At 38.3% G+C, this 19,548-nt stretch carries 16 protein-coding genes, 2 tRNA genes and 1 pseudogene; 16 read left to right on the top strand and 3 right to left on the bottom strand.

Annotated features, from left to right (window positions below):
• The first annotated feature begins 307 nt into the window (after nucleotides 1-307).
• The 12 genes from TY03_RS19925 (at nucleotide 308) to TY03_RS19865 (ending at nucleotide 15,240) form a co-directional block, all read left to right on the top strand.
• The gene (locus tag TY03_RS19925) at nucleotides 308-2,098 is read left to right on the top strand and encodes a tetratricopeptide repeat protein (RefSeq protein WP_042373205.1); all 1,791 of its coding nucleotides are present in this window, start codon (nucleotides 308-310) and stop codon (nucleotides 2,096-2,098) included.
• Nucleotides 2,099-2,266: 168 nt separating this feature from the next.
• Nucleotides 2,267-2,623, top strand: coding sequence for a DUF3244 domain-containing protein (locus tag TY03_RS23235; RefSeq protein WP_074434215.1), 357 nt, complete (start codon nucleotides 2,267-2,269; stop codon nucleotides 2,621-2,623).
• Nucleotides 2,624-3,148: 525 nt separating this feature from the next.
• Nucleotides 3,149-3,307: a hypothetical protein gene (locus TY03_RS19910; protein ID WP_154663611.1), complete on the top strand. Its 159-nt coding sequence runs from the start codon at nucleotides 3,149-3,151 to the stop codon at nucleotides 3,305-3,307.
• Nucleotides 3,308-3,366: 59 nt separating this feature from the next.
• Nucleotides 3,367-4,200, top strand: a complete 834-nt coding sequence (locus tag TY03_RS19905) for a GLPGLI family protein (RefSeq protein ID WP_187374017.1) — start codon at nucleotides 3,367-3,369, stop codon at nucleotides 4,198-4,200.
• A 42-nt stretch (nucleotides 4,201-4,242) separates the two neighbouring features.
• Nucleotides 4,243-5,085 carry a GLPGLI family protein gene (locus TY03_RS19900; RefSeq protein ID WP_081713141.1) on the top strand — a complete coding sequence of 281 codons (843 nt, stop codon included), beginning with the start codon at nucleotides 4,243-4,245 and terminating at the stop codon, nucleotides 5,083-5,085.
• 6 nt (nucleotides 5,086-5,091) lie between these two features.
• Nucleotides 5,092-6,708 (top strand): vitamin K epoxide reductase family protein, encoded by a 1,617-nt coding sequence (locus TY03_RS19895; RefSeq protein WP_081713140.1) that lies wholly within the window; start codon nucleotides 5,092-5,094, stop codon nucleotides 6,706-6,708.
• A 6-nt stretch (nucleotides 6,709-6,714) separates the two neighbouring features.
• The gene (locus TY03_RS19890; RefSeq protein WP_042373192.1) at nucleotides 6,715-9,330 is read left to right on the top strand and encodes a carboxypeptidase-like regulatory domain-containing protein; all 2,616 of its coding nucleotides are present in this window, start codon (nucleotides 6,715-6,717) and stop codon (nucleotides 9,328-9,330) included.
• Nucleotides 9,331-9,349: 19 nt separating this feature from the next.
• Entirely contained in the window at nucleotides 9,350-11,548 is a 2,199-nt protein-coding gene (locus tag TY03_RS19885) for a peptidase domain-containing ABC transporter (RefSeq protein ID WP_042373190.1), read from the top strand.
• A gap of 1 nt (nucleotide 11,549) precedes the next feature.
• Nucleotides 11,550-12,239, top strand: coding sequence for a hypothetical protein (locus TY03_RS21655; protein WP_052332572.1), 690 nt, complete (start codon nucleotides 11,550-11,552; stop codon nucleotides 12,237-12,239).
• A gap of 300 nt (nucleotides 12,240-12,539) precedes the next feature.
• On the top strand, nucleotides 12,540-13,865 hold the full coding sequence (locus tag TY03_RS19875; protein WP_042373189.1) for a Kelch repeat-containing protein: 1,326 nt from the start codon (nucleotides 12,540-12,542) through the stop codon (nucleotides 13,863-13,865).
• 14 nt (nucleotides 13,866-13,879) lie between these two features.
• Nucleotides 13,880-14,167: a hypothetical protein gene (locus TY03_RS19870; protein ID WP_148335735.1), complete on the top strand. Its 288-nt coding sequence runs from the start codon at nucleotides 13,880-13,882 to the stop codon at nucleotides 14,165-14,167.
• Nucleotides 14,168-14,175: 8 nt separating this feature from the next.
• Nucleotides 14,176-15,240 (top strand): TlpA disulfide reductase family protein, encoded by a 1,065-nt coding sequence (locus TY03_RS19865; RefSeq protein WP_081713138.1) that lies wholly within the window; start codon nucleotides 14,176-14,178, stop codon nucleotides 15,238-15,240.
• Between the two features lie 295 nt (nucleotides 15,241-15,535).
• Here the strand turns inward: TY03_RS19865 and TY03_RS19860 are convergent, their stop codons facing one another.
• The 3 genes and pseudogenes from TY03_RS19860 to TY03_RS19850 form a co-directional block, all read right to left on the bottom strand.
• Entirely contained in the window at nucleotides 15,536-16,522 is a 987-nt protein-coding gene (locus tag TY03_RS19860) for a PliI family lysozyme inhibitor of I-type lysozyme (RefSeq protein WP_148335734.1), read from the bottom strand.
• Nucleotides 16,515-17,246 (bottom strand): annotated as a pseudogene (locus TY03_RS19855) (SDR family NAD(P)-dependent oxidoreductase); the annotation flags it as partial. The pseudogene TY03_RS19855 and the gene TY03_RS19860, both read right to left, overlap by 8 nt.
• 29 nt (nucleotides 17,247-17,275) lie before the next feature.
• Nucleotides 17,276-17,725 carry a copper resistance protein NlpE gene (locus TY03_RS19850; RefSeq protein ID WP_042373185.1) on the bottom strand — a complete coding sequence of 150 codons (450 nt, stop codon included), beginning with the start codon at nucleotides 17,723-17,725 and terminating at the stop codon, nucleotides 17,276-17,278.
• Between the two features lie 90 nt (nucleotides 17,726-17,815).
• Here TY03_RS19850 and yaaA point away from each other — a divergent pair, with 90 nt between their 5' ends.
• The 4 genes from yaaA (at nucleotide 17,816) to TY03_RS19830 (ending at nucleotide 19,467) form a co-directional block, all read left to right on the top strand.
• Nucleotides 17,816-18,589, top strand: coding sequence for a peroxide stress protein YaaA (gene yaaA / locus TY03_RS19845; RefSeq protein WP_042373184.1), 774 nt, complete (start codon nucleotides 17,816-17,818; stop codon nucleotides 18,587-18,589).
• A 3-nt stretch (nucleotides 18,590-18,592) separates the two neighbouring features.
• On the top strand, nucleotides 18,593-19,141 hold the full coding sequence (locus TY03_RS19840) for a sugar O-acetyltransferase (RefSeq protein WP_042373182.1): 549 nt from the start codon (nucleotides 18,593-18,595) through the stop codon (nucleotides 19,139-19,141).
• 140 nt (nucleotides 19,142-19,281) lie between these two features.
• Nucleotides 19,282-19,356 (top strand) — tRNA-Val (locus TY03_RS19835).
• A gap of 36 nt (nucleotides 19,357-19,392) precedes the next feature.
• Nucleotides 19,393-19,467: transfer RNA gene (locus tag TY03_RS19830), tRNA-Val, on the top strand.
• Nucleotides 19,468-19,548 lie beyond the last annotated feature (81 nt).

Genomic DNA, 19,548 nt, shown 5'->3' with positions numbered 1-19,548 from the left:
GTCTGTTATAAATTATATCATTTAACTATTTGTAATCTTTTAATGATAAGGTTCTTAGATGAGTGGACTGTCTTTGAAAATGAAGTGAAATTTAAAAAGCAGTATTGATGTTTGCGAGGATGGTTTACTGGAACGAATAGAAAAAAAGCCATTGTCAACAAGATATATTCCCGATCTTTTTGTAATATTGCAACAGACAGGTGAATGGCAACTTTATTTGGATAAAGTGCTTGTTATTTATACTTAATTGTATGGGATAGACCAATGACACACGACATTTTCTGGGTAAGCTTAATCTAAGTGAAATATGAAAAGACTAAAGTACATTATTTTATGGCTGTTGTTGATTGTGATGGCCGGTTGTCAAAACAACAAAGGAGATCGCTTTTGGTTGTCTCAAGCAGCATCTTGTATAGAAACCTATCCGGATAGTGCGTTATTGCTTCTCAAGAAGATTTACGATCCTAAAGTGCTTTCTAGTCGACAGCAAGCAGATTATTGCTTGTTGCTGACTCAGGCTATGGATAAGAAAAATCTGCCTATAACAACCGACTCATTGATAAAGGTGTCAGTAAGTTATTACGAGCGGCAGGCTGAGTCTTTGAATAAGGGTAAAGCCTTTTTCTATTGGGGGCGTTTCTATAGTGAGGCGAAAAAGGTGGTCGAAGCCCAGCGCTGTTTTCAAAGAGCAAAAAAGGTGCTTGATGCCACCGAAGATTATAAATACCGAGCATTGTCACGTGCGCAGTTGGCTCGATTGTATCTGTATCAAGATTTGTATCAAGATGCACTGCGACTGAACAGGGAGTCTTTATCTTTGTTCAGGTTATTAGGCGATTCTTCTATGCTACCTTATGCACTACGTGATGTGGGTAGATGCTATCTTTTAAAAGGATCTTTAGATAGTGCGTCCTTTTATTATCAGGATGCTATTGATGTAGCACTTCAATTGAATGACCATAAGAAGTATTCGGGTATCAATGCTGAGTGGACAGGTGCTCTCTGGCGCATGGGAAAATCAGATAATGTAGAGAAGGTGTTACTTCAATCATTATCTTCCGTAAGTGATAAGTATCCGATTTACTTTAATTTAGGCAGCTATTATCTTAGTAATAATTCATATCAGCAGGCTGAGTTCTATTTACTGAAAGCAACTAAAAGTTTCCAGCCTTATACACGGTTGGCAGCTTATAAAAAGCTGCGGGATTTAGAAGTTCGTGACTTCAATTTGCCTTATAGCCGTCAATATGAAATAGTGTCAGACTCCTTGACTAACATCCGATTATCTTCTGAAATGAAGGAAATCGAAGAAAAATACAAAAATGAACGCTTGTTGAAGGAAAACCTACTGTTGTATAATGCGAAACTTTATACTACAGTACTGAGTCTTAGTGCGATTTTGATACTCATCGGTCTATTCGTCTTTGTGTATTGCCTCTATCGTCGGGAGAAGCGTATAAGAGGTAATAAAGAGAGAACTTTTGCGCGACAAGTGAATGAAAATGAGTATCAAATAAAGCAATTGCTTGATGCGCGTAAGGTTGCTTTGCAGAAAATAAGTGCGTTGCAGCAGTCGGTCGATGGTAGCTCTATTGAATTGCAGAAAGAAGAGAAGCGAGTTTGTGAGTTAAAGATTCAAATAGAGCAACTTCAATCTCAAACTGAAATATATATTAACAATAATCGGAATCTTTTCCATGCTAACAAGCAAATGAAGCATGCGCTATCTCTTCTCAAGATTTCCGATCCGGATAAAAATTTAAATTACCACAGTGCTTTGCATATCCTTATTTTGGTATTAACCGAGCCTAATTACAGTGCGTGCGACCAGTTAACATCAGAGGATTGGTGCTCTTTCTTTGACCTTATTGATTTAATACAAGGTGGCTCTTTGCGAAAGAGGCTTCCGGCGAAGGAAGCCTTTTCTGATATTGAATTATGTCTTTGTTATCTGGTTCTTATAGGGGTTAAGCAATCCAATCAAACATTGTTTTTGGGTGTTACCATGGATGCGCTTGTCAAGAGGAAACAGCGATTAAGGGCTAAAATTGGTTTTGATAGCTCAACACCTTTTGATAAACTGATTCTTAATCTTTAGTTTTAGCTCGCTTTATAGTCTCATTTGTCCACCTTTTTTATAGGCTTTTTTTGCTAATAGTTAGATTGCCAGTTATTTATGTTTTTGTTATTTGTCCAGCTTCTTTTTTGATTTTATTGCTTTAAAGACGCTATCTTTGTTTAACCAAACTTTAAAAGGACATGCATTATGAAACACTTTATTTTTGTATTAACCATTTTGTTATTGATACCTTTGCGCATCTTTGCGTTATATAGTATGGTTGATTTTGCTACAGTGTCAGTTTGTTCACCAGATAACTGTATTAATGTAGAATTGAAAAGAAGTTTTGAGAATACAACGAATAGGTCACTTCCAGTAATGCCGATCATTGCATCTATTTCTGAAAACAACTTACTTAATATTGAGCTCACATCACTTTCTAGCGATGTTTCTATACAGATAATAACCAAATTCGGTGTGATATATGATGAGTTTATTCATGCTGGCAACAGTCTTTTTCATCTATATCCCTTGTTGATTCTGTTCATGGAGATTATAAAATAGAATTTAAAGATTTAACAGGAGGTTTTATGTATGGATATTTTGCGATTTTTTAATGTTGGGTGTAGCTTCTCTTGGTTCGGAACTTTCAGAAGCTTGGCTAGAGGCTACGAAAGAACGTGCTTACATCTGAAAATATGATTTATGTCGATTTTATTTGTCTGATTTTTAGGTGATTGTGATTGATGTTTTTAAGTAGTATCTAAAATCGTTTGTATTTTTTTGCAGACCATACGTATGGTTTGAATTCCAGATAAAAAGCCCTCCCTTGCCAGGAGAGCGATTTTTCCGATGAGACCAATCAACACGATGTATCATTAAATTGAATAAGAAAAGGCAACGCAAAAAGACTAAAACACGGTAGCTCTAATTTCTAACGGGTTTAGATTCTGTAGTTATCGGAAGTCTTCTGAAAATACAATAATATGAGTAAGGAGATGTAGCTGTCGAGCTATATGAAACTAAACAAAAAAAACTTATTGTTAACTTTCTATCTTCTTTATGCAGATGGATTTAAATTATACAACTATGTTAGAAGTATTGAATTTACAAGAAATGAATGAAATCAAAGGTGGAGTTTCAAAAGAAGAGTATTGCCAAACTTTGATTAATATTGTAATGAGCAACGATTTAAGTGAAGGTGCAATGGAAGGGGCTCGTCATGGCTATAACAAGCATTGTCGTTAAAATAGTTTGAGGGGATGTGTCGAAATGATGCATCCTCTTTTATTAAACTTTTTCAAAATATGAAATATTACTTATTCATAGTGATAGTATGGTTTGGTTTTCATGATTTATATAGTCAAAAAAGACTGGACAACGCTCACATAAAGTGTCAATACAGGTTTTTATATACAAAAGATACATTATCACAGAAAAAAAATGATGATTTACTTATTCTTCAAATAGGAACCACAATAAGCAAATGCTATAGTCACTACAGCAATCAGGTTGACTCCATACTGGCTATGCCAAATTATTATGAGATAATGCGAGAACATCTTAATAATGCATTCTCGAAAAAAAAGATTAATACCAATGATTATCCTCATAAACGGATGAAAACCTACGTTTATAAAAACTATCCGCAAAGAAAAATGACAGTGACGGACGGGCTTTCATTGCAGGATTACATTTATGAGGATGAGTTGAATGCGCAAGACTGGCAGATTTCTGATAGTATAAAAACTATTTTGGATTATCCTTGTCAAAAAGCGGAATGTACTTTTCGAGGCAGACAGTGGATTGCATGGTTTGCGCCCAATATTCCTGTCAGCGATGGGCCGTGGAAGTTCGGCGGTTTACCGGGATTAATAATGGAAGTATATGACCTAAAACAGCAATATTATTTCACTATGATAGGGTTACAGAAAGTGGAGAAAGAGCCTATCGTGTTCAGCCAAACATACGTGGGAAGTAAGAAGTTTGAGAAAACAAATAGAAAGGATTTCTTGAAAGCTCAAAAACGTTATCTAATGGATATGAGTGGATATATAGAATTGGAAACTGGGATTGACTTGGGAAGCAATAGCCCACAAAAAGTGATGCGCTATGACCTGATTGAATTGGATTATAAATAGGTATTCTATGCTTGACTTTTTGTGTTATAAAAACTGGGTGAAATGCATAAAATGATTGTTATGTTAGTGGCTATTGGAATTAGTTTTGTATATGGCAAAGCTCAACAGGTACTTGGGGAAGCATCTCTAAAATGTAGTTATACGCATACTTATCTAAAAGATACACTCAACAATATTCAAAGTAAAGATTTGCTATATCTTCAGATAGGAAAGACTCTTTCTAAGTGTTATAGTTATTACACTTTTCAGAGTGATTCGTTGAGTCAGGCTAAAGATGGATCAGAAATAAGGCGTCAGCTTTTAAAAAAAGCTATAGCAGATGCAAAAGGAGGCATCCCTCAAGGCGGGTTTCCTTACAAACGTATGAGAACTTATGTCTACAAAAACTATCCGCAAGGAAAGATGACAGTAACGGATGGTATATCTACCCAAGACTACATCTATGAAGATGAATTAAATGCACAAAACTGGCAGATATCAGATAGCGTCAAAACCATTATGGATTATTCCTGTCAAAAAGCAGTATGTAACTTTCGGGGCAGACAGTGGACCGCTTGGTTTTCAACTGATATACCGATCAGTGATGGCCCGTGGAAATTTGGCGGTTTACCCGGATTAATCCTGGAGGTTTATGATAAACAGAAACAATACCATTATTTTATAAATGGATTGGAAAAGGTAGAGGGAGAACCTATTATTTTCAGTAAATCGAATACAGGTAATAAAAAGTTCGAGAGAACAAGCCGGAGAGATTTCTTGAAAGCTCAAAAGCGTTATTTACTCGATATTTACGGATATATAGAATTGGAAACCGGAATTGATCTGGGAAAGAATAATTCACAAAAAGTAATTCAATACGATCTGATAGAATTGGATTATAAATAAATCAGGATGATGGAATTAAACAACTATTTTGTTCCGCTGGTTCTGCGACACTTACAACTTATGGGTATTAAATGTGATCCCAAAGAGTTGCAGTTGGTGTTGCAGTCAGCCCCATCTTTTCCATCCATACTATCCATCGTACAGGCATGTACCTATTTTGGATTAAAGACAACTGCATACCGGGCGGATTATACTGCCCTCACAAAAGCAACAACACCTGCTATAGCCCATATCAAAGAAGATAGCACAGACCGGTTTATATTGGTCAATATAGTTTCTGAAATAGAAGTCACTTATTACGATGCTTTTCTCAACAAAGAAATAAAGATCGCCAAGGATGATTTTTGTACATTATGGGATGGCATTATTGTCCTGTCAGAGAAAACAGAGAATAACATCTTTCATAAACCTGTAAGTAGGCTGACTGAATATGGTATTGTATTGGCTACCTTATGCTTCGTTTTTGGAACGCTTGTAATAAATCCGCTTCCTCTACAATCGTTTCTATTCTTTAGTACCTTATTAGGACTAAAAATAGTAGGAATTTGGTTTACTGTTGGTTTGCTTATGCAGAAGTCGAAAGGAGCTTATTCTGTTTTTGACACATTTTGTCACGCGGGTGATGCATTTGACTGTACAAAGGTGGTTGAGTCCAAAGTCTCTAAACTATTTAATAACGTCGCATTGGCTGATATAGGATTTGTCTATTTTTCGATGGGAATTATTCTATTATGTATCGCTCCTTTTTCCGGCATCATGATTCCTGTTCTACAACTTTTATTCTATTTATCCGTTTGCAGCACTCCTTTCATCTTATTTTCTATATTTTATCAAAAGATCGTCGTAAAAAAATGGTGTCTACTGTGTCTGGGTACGATGTTTACCCTTATATTTGAGGTGATACTTTTCTTTTTCTTTCCAATTAAAATCTTTTCCGGAGACCTTGTTTTGGTAGCCCGAACGCTTTTTTTCTCATTCTTCATTAGTATAGGAGTTCTGTTTCTAATGAAGCGTATTGTGGAAAATCAAGCAAAGGTTTTCAATACAAGCAAATCTGCCTTGCAATTAAAAAGGACTCCTCTTATAATCTCAGCTGTTTTTAGCGGGCAGAAAATCATACCGCAACAGATGAATGACAGTCTGACCATTGGATATGAGGAAGCTCCGGTAACTATTACTACTCTTCTAAACCCGATATGCAATCCTTGTAAAAATATCGCAGTTGAGATAATCAATTTACTGGAAACCTATCCTTCATTTATCCAATGGCATATCAGGTTAGACGGTATGATAGCTCCTGAATATGATAACCTGAATAAGCCACAACTTTATCTTTTTGACCTTTTCAGGCAAAATGGTAACACCGGAGTTCGGTTAAATATCATTAAAAAATGGTTTAAAATACAGTCTATTAGTAAGCTGTTCAAAATCTATCCTCTGGATAATATTCCTGAAGAAACCATTCATCTTTTCTCCGAACATCTGAGAAACAATGATAAATTAAAAGCCGAAAAAGTACCCTCTATTTGGATAAATAACCGTGTATTTCCTAAAGAATATTCTCTTAGGGATATTCCTTTTTTACTGACGGATCTAGGCATTCTGCTAAAATCTACAATATAAGAACATATGAACATATCTTTAAAATGGTTGTTGACTGCTGTCTTTTTCTTCTGTACATTATATATAGAAGCCCAGCAAGTCGTCTTATCGGGAAAAGTTACTGATAAATCAACAGGTATCCCTCTATTCAATGTGTTGGTTACAGTACGCCCTATCGGAGAGAGTAAAATTGTAAAATATGCCCAAACATCACAGGATGGGAAATATGAGATAAAACTTGCATCTTTTCTCGAAAACCATACTTTACACTTCTCCATGATGGGATATGCATCACAGACAATTGGGGTGTCCGGTAACCGTTCCCTATATGATGTCCGGTTATCGGAACAAGTTACTGAATTAAAAGAAGTCATTGTTAAAGCCCCCGGTATTCGTCAACGAGGAGATACGATTTCTTATATGGTCTCCAGTTTTGCCGATGTCCAGGATAAGTCATTAGCTGATGTGCTGAAGAAAATGCCGGGTATCGAGATTGAAAAAAGTGGGGCAATAAAATACAACGGGGTGGCTATTAATAAATTTTATATTGAAGGGAAGGATCTGTTAGGAGGGCAATATGGCTTGGCAACCAATAATGTGCATCAGCAAGATGTGGGAAGCGTTGAAGTGATGGAAAACCATCAACCGATAAAAGCGTTGGAAGACATCTCATTCTCTCAAAATCCGGCCATTAATATCCGGTTGAAAGAAGATGCTAAAGCACGCTGGGTAGGAACAGCCAAAGTAGGTGCCGGTTTTGAACCGTTTCTCTGGAGTGCGGAATTATTTGTGATGCGCTTCACAGCTAAGACACAATCGCTGAATGCTTATAAAACCAATAATACGGGAATAGACGTCACACAAGAAACAAAAACCTTTTCCATAGATGAGATTATGAATCAGTTCTCAAAAAATTACCGTTTGGAAAACTACATTAATGTGCGCCCCGAAAACCTGACGGATATAGATGCCAACCGGGTTCGTTTTAATAAATCCCACATGGTAAGTACAAATAACCTTTGGGGCTTGAGTAAAAACTACGATTTGACTTCCCAGATATCTTATACAAATAACAGGGTGAATTCCGATAATTTCTCAAAAACCACTTATTACCTGAAAGAATCGACGATTGTAACGGATATAGGAGAATCGACGACCTCTAAACAAAACTGCTTATCGGCAGATCTCGTATTAACGGCAAATACGTCTGCCTATTACTTAAAGAACAAGCTGAATGCAGATTTGCTATGGGATGATATTGATATGGGCATTACGGGGACATACCCCAATACCCAATCTGCATCTGTCCCTCACCATCGATTCTCTAATGATCTGGAAATGTTAAAACGATCCGGTAACAAAACATATACGTTGAACTCCTACAACTTATATCAATTCAAGCCACAGTATTTAAATGTAACAAGGGAGGGTAAAATACTGAAACAGAATGTTAGCTCTTCTGCGTTTTACACGAATACCAATACATCAATGGCTTTCTTTGTCAAGCCCGTAACTATAGCAATAAAGATGGGAATTATCGGTGTGTTTCGTTCAATGGAAAGCGAGTTGACCGGCGTACCCGATACACTTGGCATAATGAATAATGATTTATCAATGAATTACATCAATTTATATGTATCGCCGGAATTGGAGTATAAAAAAGGCGGGCTTGAGGCGAAATTCAATATGCCGGTTTCACTTGCCCCATACCGTTATCACGATAAGATTCAGGAATTAAAAGATTCTGATACTAAATTTCTTCTATCCCCGAGCCTTTACATACGTTATCATTTTACCTCCCGCCTATCTGCTTCGGTGTCGGGCAGGTTGGCACAAAGTCCTGTGGAAGAACAGCAATTTTACAGTGGACTATTATTGCAAAATTACCGGAACTTTTCCCGTGGACTTATAGACTATAATACTGCAAATCAAAAAACTACAAGTTTGAATGTCACTTATAAGAAGCCCTTAAGTGCTTTTTTTGCCAATGCAGGTGTGATCCGGTCATGGAACGAAACCAAACGTACTTCAAACCGTTCTTTTATAGGTGATTACATATTGAATACATTTATGCCCCAGAACAATAACTCGGATGTGTGGATGCTGAACGGTAGTGTTAGCAAGGGGTTGGATCTTATTAACGGAATGGTATCAATACGCTCATCATACATGGGTTATAATGGCTCCATACTCCAAAACGGGATTAATACACCTTATTCATCGAAGATATGGAATATTACTCCTAAGATCAATTCAAAAATTGCTAAATGGTGCAACTTTTCGTATGAATTCAACTATGAGAGTAACCGTTTGGATGTGAAAGACACGGATTTTAAGTCGTCATCCGAAAGTATTTCACAGGTATTATCCTGTAATTTTATTCCCGGAGAAAAATATCATATACAACTTAGGGGAGAACACTACTACAATAAGATGCCAAACAATGTCTCCAAACATCTTTTCCTTGCCGACGCAGAGTTTACCTATAGTTTTGCCGGCGGATGGGAACTGAATCTTTCCGTGAAAAATATATTTAATCAGGATAAATACGGGTACACAGTGTACGATGGTTTAACAAGTATGAATAAAGAATACAAAATACGTCCGCGAAATTTTCTGGCTAGCGTATTTTTCAGATTTTGACAACTAGAGAAAATAGCCTATGACATTCCCCTTCATAAAACAGCCTGATGCGATGGATTGCGGCCCGGCCTGTCTTTGCATGGTCGCGAAGTATTATGGTAAAAATTATACGTTGGAGCATTTGAGAAACAAATCTTTTATCGGTCGGGACGGTGTGTCCTTGCTTGGAATCAGTAAAGCTGCCGAAATAATTGGATTTCATACTGTTGCCGGCAGGACTACATTCGATAACCTGATTAAAAAAGCAGCTTTTCCCTATATCGTCCATTGGAATCAGGAACATTTTATCGTTCTGTATGGTATTAAAAAGAAACGAGGTGAATACATTATTCATATCGCTGATCCGGGAAAGGGCTTACTGACTTATACCCAAAAAGAGTTCTGTGAACATTGGGCAAGCACAAGAACGAACGATGAAGAAAAAGGGATTATTCTTCTTTTAGAACCTACTCATTTATTTTATGAACAGGAAGGGAATAGCATTTCGTCTGAAGGCCGTTTCCGCTTTTTAGCCAAATACCTATTAAAGTATAGTCGTTTTTTCGGGCAGTTAATACTGGGACTATTAATTGGTAGTTTGCTACAACTTATCTTTCCTTTTTTGACACAAGCTGTCGTTGATACAGGTATACAAGGAAAAGATATTCATTTTATCTGGCTAATACTTATGGCTCAAATGATGCTTCTTTTCAGCCGTACAGCCATCGATTTTATCCGTCGTAAAATACTCCTGCATATCAGTGTACGCATCAACGTTTCACTTATCTCGGATTTTTTCATTAAACTGATGAAATTACCCATGAAATTTTTCGATACCAAACTTACGGGTGATTTGTTGCAACGTATTGAAGACCATCGGCGCATAGAGAATTTTCTTACAAACCAGACGATCAATGTGTTGTTCTCAGCCTTTACGTTTATCATTTTCTCTGTTGTTTTGTTTGTATATAACACACCAATATTTACGGTATTTCTTGCCGGGAGTATCCTATATGGTATATGGATCATGGTGTTTCTTAAAAAAAGGCGGACATTAGATTATAAAGTGTTTGAAAAGGAGGGCATTAACCGAAATGTTGTGTACCAGCTGATAACCGGTATGCAGGAGATCAAACTACAGGGATGTGAACAACATAAACGCTGGGAATGGGAAGACATACAAGCTGATTTGTTTGATGTAAATATACAATCACTAAATTTAAGACAAACACAAGAAGCCGGAGGTGTTTTTATAAATGAATTAAAAAATATTTTTGTCACAGTATTAGCGGCAACAGCGGTAATCAATGGGAACTTAACATTGGGTATGATGCTTGCGATTCAATATATAATCGGTCAGTTGAATTCTCCGGTTGAACAAATTATGAGTTTTATCTACCAATGGCAGGATGTTAGTATCAGTCTGGATAGGGTGAATGAAATTCATTCGTTGGATAATGAAGAGAACAAAAACCGCTCTGTCAATAGCTTACCTCTGGAGTCTTCGATCAGAATAGAGAACCTTTGTTTCAAATATGACGGGGCACTCCCCTTTTATGTACTCAATAATATATTTCTTGAGATACCTAAAAATAAAGTAACTGCAATTGTAGGTGCTAGTGGTAGTGGAAAAACTACACTTCTGAAATTACTATTGGGGTATTATATGCCAGACGAAGGGAAAATCAATATTGGTTCTACAGCATTTGAAGAAGTAAACCTTTCGTGGTGGCGTATGACTTGCGGAGCAGTCATGCAGGACGGCTACCTGTTTTCAGATACCATTGCGCGTAATATTGCAATCTCAGAGGATGAAATAGATTTGGAAAGATTGCGTCATGCAGCTTGTGTTGCAAATATAGCGGATTATATAGAAGCCTTACCACTAGGGTATAATACTAAAATTGGGCAGGATGGGCAGGGAGTCAGCCAAGGACAAAGGCAACGTATCTTGATTGCACGGGTAGTATATAAGAATCCTACTTTTGTGTTCTTTGATGAAGCGACTAATGCTTTAGACGCAAAGAATGAAAGGATGATTGTAGAAAATCTCGAAGAATTTTATAAAAATAAAACAGTTGTCGTAATCGCGCACAGATTGAGCACAGTAAAGAACGCTGACCAGATTGTAGTACTGGATGATGGATGTATTGCCGAGGTAGGTTCACACGAGGAGCTTGCTAAAAGACAAGGAAAGTATTATGAGTTGGTTAAGAATCAGTTAGAATTGGGGAGCTAATATGGAAAAAAAAGATAAATCGATAGAACTTAGAAGTGAGAAAGTCCGGAATATTATAGGACAAGTACCTTCTGCATTAGTTCGTAGTGGAACTTTGATTATTTGTATTGTCTTAGTGATTTTATTTGTTATTTCAATATTTGTGCCTTATAGAGAAACTATTTCTGTACAGGTAGATATTAAAACTTATCCGGAAGCCCATTTTATTCATTCATCTGAGGCTGGTTTTTTTCTGTCGGATTCCATACTCGCAACAATACATACAGGTTCTACCATTGGATATATTATTGGCAAAAGTTCTACAAAAAAGATAATAAGCCCGATCACAGGTGATATTTTAATGAATACCAATAATCAAGCATATATTGATAAAGGGGGATTGCTGTGTATGATTATCCCGAAGAATCATATTTGTTATGGCATTACAGAAATTGCGATAGAAGATTATGACAAAGTGAAACAAGGAAATAGAATTATAATGACTTTAGGTAAGGGTAGTACGATAAATGGAGTGATAGAAAAGAGATACCCTCTTTCAGATAATCAATACAGTCATAAAGTAAAGATTAAATTTGAAAAAGACACATTGGAAGATAAGTTGGCTATTAGCACTATTAAGAATGCTAAAATCATTCTTAATGATGTTTCAATTTTAAAGAAATTTGTCTCTTCAGTTGGCATGAATAAATAATGGATTTTACTGATGCACGGAATGGAAGGCTCTATCCACAGAAGGGTGTAAATAATAACTTAGGTCTTACAGATACGAGTTGTTTTTTATCTTTAACGCAATTAACTTATGGATAATGTTATTTATTACGTCTGTGCTGTGTATAGATGATTGAAATGTTTTATAAAATAATAACTTAGCGATGTTGTGTATTCTCTTTTTGTTTTGTAATATTGCAACAGTGTTGATATGTTGCTAATAATCAGTTGTTAATCTTAAAGTGTGGCATGAATGGTTTTTGACCCAAAGATACCAATAAATATGATTAACTTTACAAAGAAGTTGTTCTGTATGCTAGCCATCGCTTTATGCTCTTGGCTCACTCTTTCAGCTCAAATAAAAGGACGGGTCTTAGATGCACAGACAAATGTACCATTGATCGGAGTGAATGTTTATTTGACGCCAAACAGAGGATTGGCTGCTACCAATGCAGCTGGCGAGTACATATTGCTTGAGTCGGATTTACAGGGCTCGGCAGATTCTATATCCTTTTCACACATCGGTTATTTTACTCAAAAACTGTCTAAACAGAACTTGCATGACAATGATTACCTGGTTCTTCTTGTTCCGTCTACTCAAAGACTGGGTGAGGTTATCGTTGAGGATAAAATGCCACTCTTAAAATCGTTTATAAGTTTTGAGAAAATGGCTTCCATGCCCCATGGCTTATCATCATTTGGGAGCACGTTGTACGGTGGTAAGCTGTATGTTACCGGTGGAGATGCCTCTTACGTGCAGGTTGTTGCTAACAACGGGAATGAACCTTCCTCTAAACTGGCTACATGGTTCTATAGTGATAGATTGTATATATATGACGTAGAAACCGATTCGTGGGAAGAAAATGCGGTTAAATTAGATAAGCGTGCTTACCACGCCGCCCACTATTACGATGGCAAGCTCTTTATTTTGGGTGGTAAGCGATTCTCGACTAGTAAAAGGATAGAATACTTAGATGAGAAAATAGAGATGTTCGATTTGAAAACCGGTAAGTTATTGGTGGAGAAACATACTAACCCGCATCAAGCGGTGAATTTTTCTTCTTTTGTATACAGGGATAACATCATTGTGATGGGTGGTTCGATTGCCATGTACCAAAACGACCGTAAGGTGTATTCAAAAAAAGCGCATCTGTTCAATCTAAGAACAGGTTACTGGTATGAACTTCCAGATATGCCAACAGCAAAAGAAGTACATGGAATAGTGATCGGGAAAACCATTTACCTCTTTGGAGGGTATAATGGGGTAAGTTTGAAAAGCATTGATACTTATGATGTGGAGCGGGGAGTTTGGAAAACCGTTGGCGAACTAGAGTTTCCGGTGACTTATGCTTCGGTGGCAACCGATGGGCACATGATTTATATCTTGGGCAGTAATACCATTCAAGAGTACAATATGGAAACAGGGCAAGTTAAAGCCTTCCAGATAGAGCTGCCCACTGAGGGTGGCAGAATGTTTTATGCAAAAAACAAATTGTATGTTTTGGGAGGAAAAGTGAATCTTGAGAATCCCGAAAGTGTTGAACGATCGTCCTGTTTATATAGCATCTCGATGGACGAATTTAAGAAAACAGATACTTGTAAAAAATAATAAAATGATACCTTATGAAAGTAAAAGAAATTTTGATTCTTCATTTTTTTCTCTCTTATGTGGTTTGTTCAATGGAAGCCTCTCATCGTTCTGCTTTATTTTCTGAAAAGTCAATGAAGCAGAGTGATTCAATTCCCGTCTGTTTTATCGATGGAAGCTCGATTAGTTATAATGAAATGCTTAAACTACGCGAACAGACCGATAGCATAAGGACGTATATGTATGAAAGGGGTAGAGAGTCTATACAAAACTTTGGTGAGCAGGCAAGGAATGGTCTCTTTCTGTTAAAATCGATTAAATAAATATCCGTATGAACAGATTTTTTTCTTTTGTAATGCTGTCAGTAAGTTGCCTGATCTCATTGGCACAATCGAATTCGTTTTATTTGCAAGGAACGGTAGATTCCAGTCTTAATGGGAAGCCGATTATGCTATTTACCTTTAGTTGTTTGGATATAAATGAGATAAGTAGCGTAGATACTACAACGGTTAAAGACGGAGCTTTTTATTTTGAAGGGATTCCTTGTCTAAATAACATCTCTTTGGTCTCCATAGGTAACTACCCGAACAAAGTATTGACTGGTGAGGTTGTGTTGGAAAGTGGTTATATTACTATGAACCTTGATTCGGTATGCCGTATTGGAGGTACGAAGTTGAACGATTTATATCAACAGTATAAAGACTCATGCTTACGAATAAGTGATTTATATAAATCAGATTTTCAGTTGTTTAGTAATAAGGAATTTGCCTATATACATCCGTTTATAAAGTCCAATATCAGGAATGCTGTTGGGCGCACTCTTTTTGAACAACAAGCTTTGGGTATGTATACTTTGAAGAACTTTAACTCTCTCTATGAATTGGCAGATGATACTCTTAAGAAGCAAGAAAGAGTAATGCAGGCACTCAAACACTATAAAAAAAGAGCAGAAGTGGAAGACCGTTTGAATTCGTTGATAGGACAGCTATATCAAGATTTCTCGTTTATATCGATTGATGGCAAGGAAGAAAAACTATCAGACTATGTTGGGCAAAGCAAGTATTTGCTTGTTGATATTTGGGCTTCTTGGTGTGCTCCTTGTAAGGCTGAAATGCCGGCTTGGAAAAAGTTGCTGGAGAAACATAAAGAGAAAGACGTGATGATTCTCGGGGTATCGATTGATGTAAGTAGAAAGGCTTGGGAAACTGCAGTAAGGCAATTGGATACACCTTGGAAGCAGTTTGTTTGTCAAAAAGATAAAGCGGTATTAGATGAGTTTTACAAACTTCAGGGAGTTCCCCATACGATTTTGATAGATCAGGATGGGAAAATAGTGGGTTCGAAGTTTAATGCTTATTTATTGGATGCATGTTTCGTACAAGGCGTACTAAAATAGATTATTGGTAGAAATAACGAACAATGAGGGCGTATCGGCCCAAGATGCTAGAAAGATAAGGAAGTGTATGTCAGGAAATCTTCATGTTTTGCCAAGGGGCTATGTATTGCAAGCATATCCGGCAGACTTTTTAATGGAACTGAATGAAGCAGGTAAACTAAAAGTGTAGAGAAGGTGTTAGCAGCCTTTCATTAAGGGAATCAGCGAAACACTCATTAGGAAAAGTATTTCGCTGAACCATTCTTTTGGAGAATCGACTTATTGGAGCTATTGATAGCTCATGCGAAATAGGCCATTAATAAGAGATCACCTTGTCTACCACAAATTTTCTGCTTGCTTCGCCATCTTTCAGCTTATATTGTATCTGGCGCGTTCCACCTGTGGGATTTGCATTGGTATCATTCTCCTTATATATAGGAAAGCGCTGACAAAAGGAAAGTTCGACAATGGCAAATTCATCGTGTCCCATATACCCTTTGCTTGCTTCGGGATTGTCGGTTATGCTTGGGAAAGAGATTTGGCTCATAGACTTTCCATTATTAACCGAATAGCCGATCACCATGCCGTAGCTGCCGCTACCCACTGAGTTCAAATAGACCAGTACTTCGGGATATCCGTCGGCGTTGAGGTCGCCTATTTCGGCATTGGTTACTGTGTAACCTTCGATGTTTTGTGTTACTTTGCTGTTGTCGACTGTCAGTCCGATGGGTTGAATGGTAAGTTCGTTGTTCTGAGCCGTCACATCAAAAGAGATGTCTTGCAGCGATAGTACTTTATCAAAGCTTCTTTGGTCAATCTGTTTTTCGTCCAATGCCCCTTCTATTTTAGTGTATTCGCCTGCCAGACTAGCACCACCCGAACAGAAGAAGTAGAGTAGGTTGCTGTCTGCTTCATTCTCGGCAGCAATGGTCAGCTTGTTGCCAGCTAAGGTAAACAAGATACCTTTGTCTTCATATACGGCTTTCAGTGTGTCTTTACCTGCTAGGGTGGCATCGGCATCAAAACGGCAAGTCGGTTTTTTGATATCGGAACGGGAGCGAACAGCTACGTGAGCCGTCGAGTCGGTTAGTGCTGTGATGGATACGGCAACCCAATCGTAGCCTTCGCTGCGTTTATCGTATCCATCAGATACGTAGTTGCCCACCAATGCCTCGCTAGTGGCTCGCGGAGACTCTTCTTTTTTACTTGTTTTGCTGCTACAGCCCCATAATAAGAGGATTAGAACGGTTAGTAATAATAGACTCTTTTTCATACTTTTGCTTTGATCTTTAAAGTTATTCATAAATCATCTTTTTGGTGGTTCCCCCATCGATTGTAATATTCTCGCCATTGATGAAGTTATTCTCTTCGTGACAAAGAAAGAGGCACATACGAGCAATGTCTTCGGGCTTACCTACCCTGCGCGAAGGATGCTGATCGTGGTCGCGTTGTGTTAGTGCTTCGTAGTGATTGTTCTCAATCCAGCCGGGAGCAATCGAATTGACGGTAATGTGGTATTCGCTTAATGAGATAGCCAATGCATGAGTCAAAGCGTAAATACCTCCTTTGGATGCTGCATATCCTTCGCTGCCAGATTCGCTCATTAAGTAACGAGTGGAACTGATATTGATGATTCTTCCATAAGAACGTTGGTGGGGTTTCGTTTGTTTAGCCCGGTGTATGGCTAGTAGACGGGAGGTGATAAATACCGGTCGCAGGTTGATGGATAGAATTTCATCGAACATCTCGACACTGGTTTCAATGATGGGTGAAAAACGGCTAACGCCTACATTGTTAACAATAATATCAATGTCTCCCCAAGTGAACAGTAGCTGATTCATGCATGCCTCGAGCTCTTCTTTGTGACTGACGTCTACTAGAAAGAAGGTGGCACCCGATTCCTCGGAAAGCTTTTCTCCTTCAGTTTTATTACTATCACAGAAGGCTACCTGAGCGCCTTCTGCGATAAATGCGTTGACAATAGCCCGGCCAATGCCTTGAGCACCACCCGTGATAAATACGTTTTTATCTATCATCGTTTGTGTAGGAGGCTCAATTAATAGACTTTTTCTTGTTTAAGAATATAATGCTCGGCCAGATCTCCTGTAACGGGTTGCTTATCGGCTTTCAACATAACAACACGGCCTTCTTCTATTTTGTAATAAGATTCTTCTCCTGTTTTCGTGGTGAGCGTAGCTATGTTTCCTTCTACACTAAAAGTTCCCGATTCGTTGAACTCACCGTCTTTTCTTTCTAGATAGATCATCTGGAGGGTAAAGGTGTGATCTTTGTTTAGTCTCAGTGTGTGTTCAATGCCGGGGCAATCGGCAGCCGGAGTAGTTCCTTTGTATTCTCCGTAATAGTCGAGAGAAGTTTCTGCCGTATGCATATCGACTACTTGTGTACTGTCGGAAGAGGTGCTTCCGCTGGTGTTTGTTTTGCTGCTGCAACTTGCCATTGCCATAAAGCAGAGTGCCATTGTGGATAAATAAAAAAACTTTTTCATGATTTTAATAGTTTTTAGTTAGATAGTGGCAAAGATAGAATAAAATGGTTTATTTTTGCTATGCAAACTATCGAAAATTAAAGACTTACTATGCTGATACTTTTATCTTGTGCCAAAACAATGGCTAGTTCTTACAGAGCTCACTCTTCCTTTGTTAGCACTCCTCTTTTTGAAAAGGAAGCGTCTGAGATTGCTTTCCAGATGTCGCAATATACAGTTGACGAGCTTGAGCGTTTATTGCGTGTTAATTCGAAGATTGCTGTCGAGAACTATCGTCGTTATCAGGCTTTTCATGCCGAAGATACATGCGAACTCCCGGCCGTATTCGCTTATACGGGTATTGTGTTTAAACGACTTGCGCCTACAGACTTTACGGATGATGATTTTCAATATGCACAGGATCATCTGCGGTTAACCTCGTTTTGCTATGGCCTTTTACGTCCAATGGATGTGATTCGTCCATATAGACTTGAGGGGGATGTACGCTTGCCTGAACCGGGTAATGAAACGATGTTTGCGTATTGGAAAGAGAGGCTGACCGACCTTTTCATTGAAGAGATAAAGGCTGTGGGTGGAGTATTGTGTTATCTGGCCAGCGATGAGATGCATGATTTGTTTGATTGGAAGCGTGTGGAAAGGGAAGTAAAGGTTATTACGCCCGAATTTCGTGTTTGGAAAAAAGGGAAACTTGCTACTGTTGTGGTATACACCAAAATGTCGAGAGGAGAGATGGCTCGCTTTATCTTAAAAGAGAGAATCGAAGATGTGGAACTATTGAAGCAATTCGTCTGGGAAGGGTTTGAATTTGATGAATCATTGTCTGATGAGAAGAAGTTTGTGTTTGTAAACGGAAAAACAATATAAAGGATGACTGAAGTAGAAAAGATGCGTAGCGGTTTGCCGGCAGATATGTCGGTTGGCGAGATACAGGTACGTTTTGAACGTGCCCAACGTCTGTTGGCACGTATGCGGGTGATGAGTACCTATGAAACAACTTATCGCGAGTTATTGGAGGAGTTGCTCCCGGGTATTCCTAAGAGTACTATCGTTTGCTCACCTTTTTATTGTGACCATGGCGATGGGGTGAGCTTGGGCGAACATGTGTTTGTGAATGCCAATTGTACTTTTCTGGATGGCGGTATGATCACTATCGGTGCTCATACATTGATTGGGCCGTGCGTGCAGATCTATACACCGCAACATCCGATGGATTATAAGGAAAGGCGCGAGCCTAAAGAGACCGCTTACCCTGTAACCATTGGCGAGGATTGTTGGATTGGAGGTGGAGCTGTCATTTGTCCGGGAGTGACTATTGGCGATCGTTGTGTTATTGGTGCGGGCAGTGTGGTGACGAAGAATATTCCCGATGATTGCATAGCTGTAGGCAATCCGGCTAAAGTAATCAAAAAGGCATAAAAAAAAGATTATTGTTTTAGTGGTTGATAATCAGTGTGTTTTTTGTTTTTGTTGTTTTTTTATTGAAAAAAAGTTGGTGAATGCTTTGCGGGTTTCAAAAAAAGCTATATCTTTGCATCGCTTTTGAAAAGGAAGTGTACGGGCGCTTAGCTCAGCTGGTTCAGAGCATCTGGTTTACACCCAGAGGGTCGGGGGTTCGAATCCCTCAGCGCCCACCGATAAAACCGTAACACTTCCAATCGCATTCAAAAGGGCGCTTAGCTCAGCTGGTTCAGAGCATCTGGTTTACACCCAGAGGGTCGGGGGTTCGAATCCCTCAGCGCCCACGATAAAAGGTCTTACGAGTTGAATCGTGAGACCTTTTTTTATTATTTGCTTTTTAATGTTAAAAGCTCGGGAAGTCGATG

It is taken from the genome of Bacteroides neonati (assembly GCF_000499785.1).
GTDB lineage: Bacteria > Bacteroidota > Bacteroidia > Bacteroidales > Bacteroidaceae > Bacteroides > Bacteroides neonati.
The sequence above is the reverse complement of the archived record's forward strand: the minus strand, read 5'-3'. Positions and strand labels throughout refer to the sequence as shown.

What these genes read in the sequence shown, in the direction of transcription:
- TY03_RS19925 (WP_042373205.1), top strand. Translation starts at nt 308, where the DNA reads ATGAAAAGACTAAAGTACATTATTTTATGGCTGTTGTTGATTGTGATG.
- TY03_RS23235 (WP_074434215.1), top strand. Translation starts at nt 2,267, where the DNA reads ATGAAACACTTTATTTTTGTATTAACCATTTTGTTATTGATACCTTTG.
- TY03_RS19910 (WP_154663611.1), top strand. Translation starts at nt 3,149, where the DNA reads ATGTTAGAAGTATTGAATTTACAAGAAATGAATGAAATCAAAGGTGGA.
- TY03_RS19905 (WP_187374017.1), top strand. Translation starts at nt 3,367, where the DNA reads ATGAAATATTACTTATTCATAGTGATAGTATGGTTTGGTTTTCATGAT.
- TY03_RS19900 (WP_081713141.1), top strand. Translation starts at nt 4,243, where the DNA reads ATGCATAAAATGATTGTTATGTTAGTGGCTATTGGAATTAGTTTTGTA.
- TY03_RS19895 (WP_081713140.1), top strand. Translation starts at nt 5,092, where the DNA reads ATGATGGAATTAAACAACTATTTTGTTCCGCTGGTTCTGCGACACTTA.
- TY03_RS19890 (WP_042373192.1), top strand. Translation starts at nt 6,715, where the DNA reads ATGAACATATCTTTAAAATGGTTGTTGACTGCTGTCTTTTTCTTCTGT.
- TY03_RS19885 (WP_042373190.1), top strand. Translation starts at nt 9,350, where the DNA reads ATGACATTCCCCTTCATAAAACAGCCTGATGCGATGGATTGCGGCCCG.
- TY03_RS21655 (WP_052332572.1), top strand. Translation starts at nt 11,550, where the DNA reads ATGGAAAAAAAAGATAAATCGATAGAACTTAGAAGTGAGAAAGTCCGG.
- TY03_RS19875 (WP_042373189.1), top strand. Translation starts at nt 12,540, where the DNA reads ATGATTAACTTTACAAAGAAGTTGTTCTGTATGCTAGCCATCGCTTTA.
- TY03_RS19870 (WP_148335735.1), top strand. Translation starts at nt 13,880, where the DNA reads ATGAAAGTAAAAGAAATTTTGATTCTTCATTTTTTTCTCTCTTATGTG.
- TY03_RS19865 (WP_081713138.1), top strand. Translation starts at nt 14,176, where the DNA reads ATGAACAGATTTTTTTCTTTTGTAATGCTGTCAGTAAGTTGCCTGATC.
- TY03_RS19860 (WP_148335734.1), bottom strand. Translation starts at nt 16,522, where the DNA reads ATGAATAACTTTAAAGATCAAAGCAAAAGTATGAAAAAGAGTCTATTA.
- TY03_RS19850 (WP_042373185.1), bottom strand. Translation starts at nt 17,725, where the DNA reads ATGAAAAAGTTTTTTTATTTATCCACAATGGCACTCTGCTTTATGGCA.
- yaaA (WP_042373184.1), top strand. Translation starts at nt 17,816, where the DNA reads ATGCTGATACTTTTATCTTGTGCCAAAACAATGGCTAGTTCTTACAGA.
- TY03_RS19840 (WP_042373182.1), top strand. Translation starts at nt 18,593, where the DNA reads ATGACTGAAGTAGAAAAGATGCGTAGCGGTTTGCCGGCAGATATGTCG.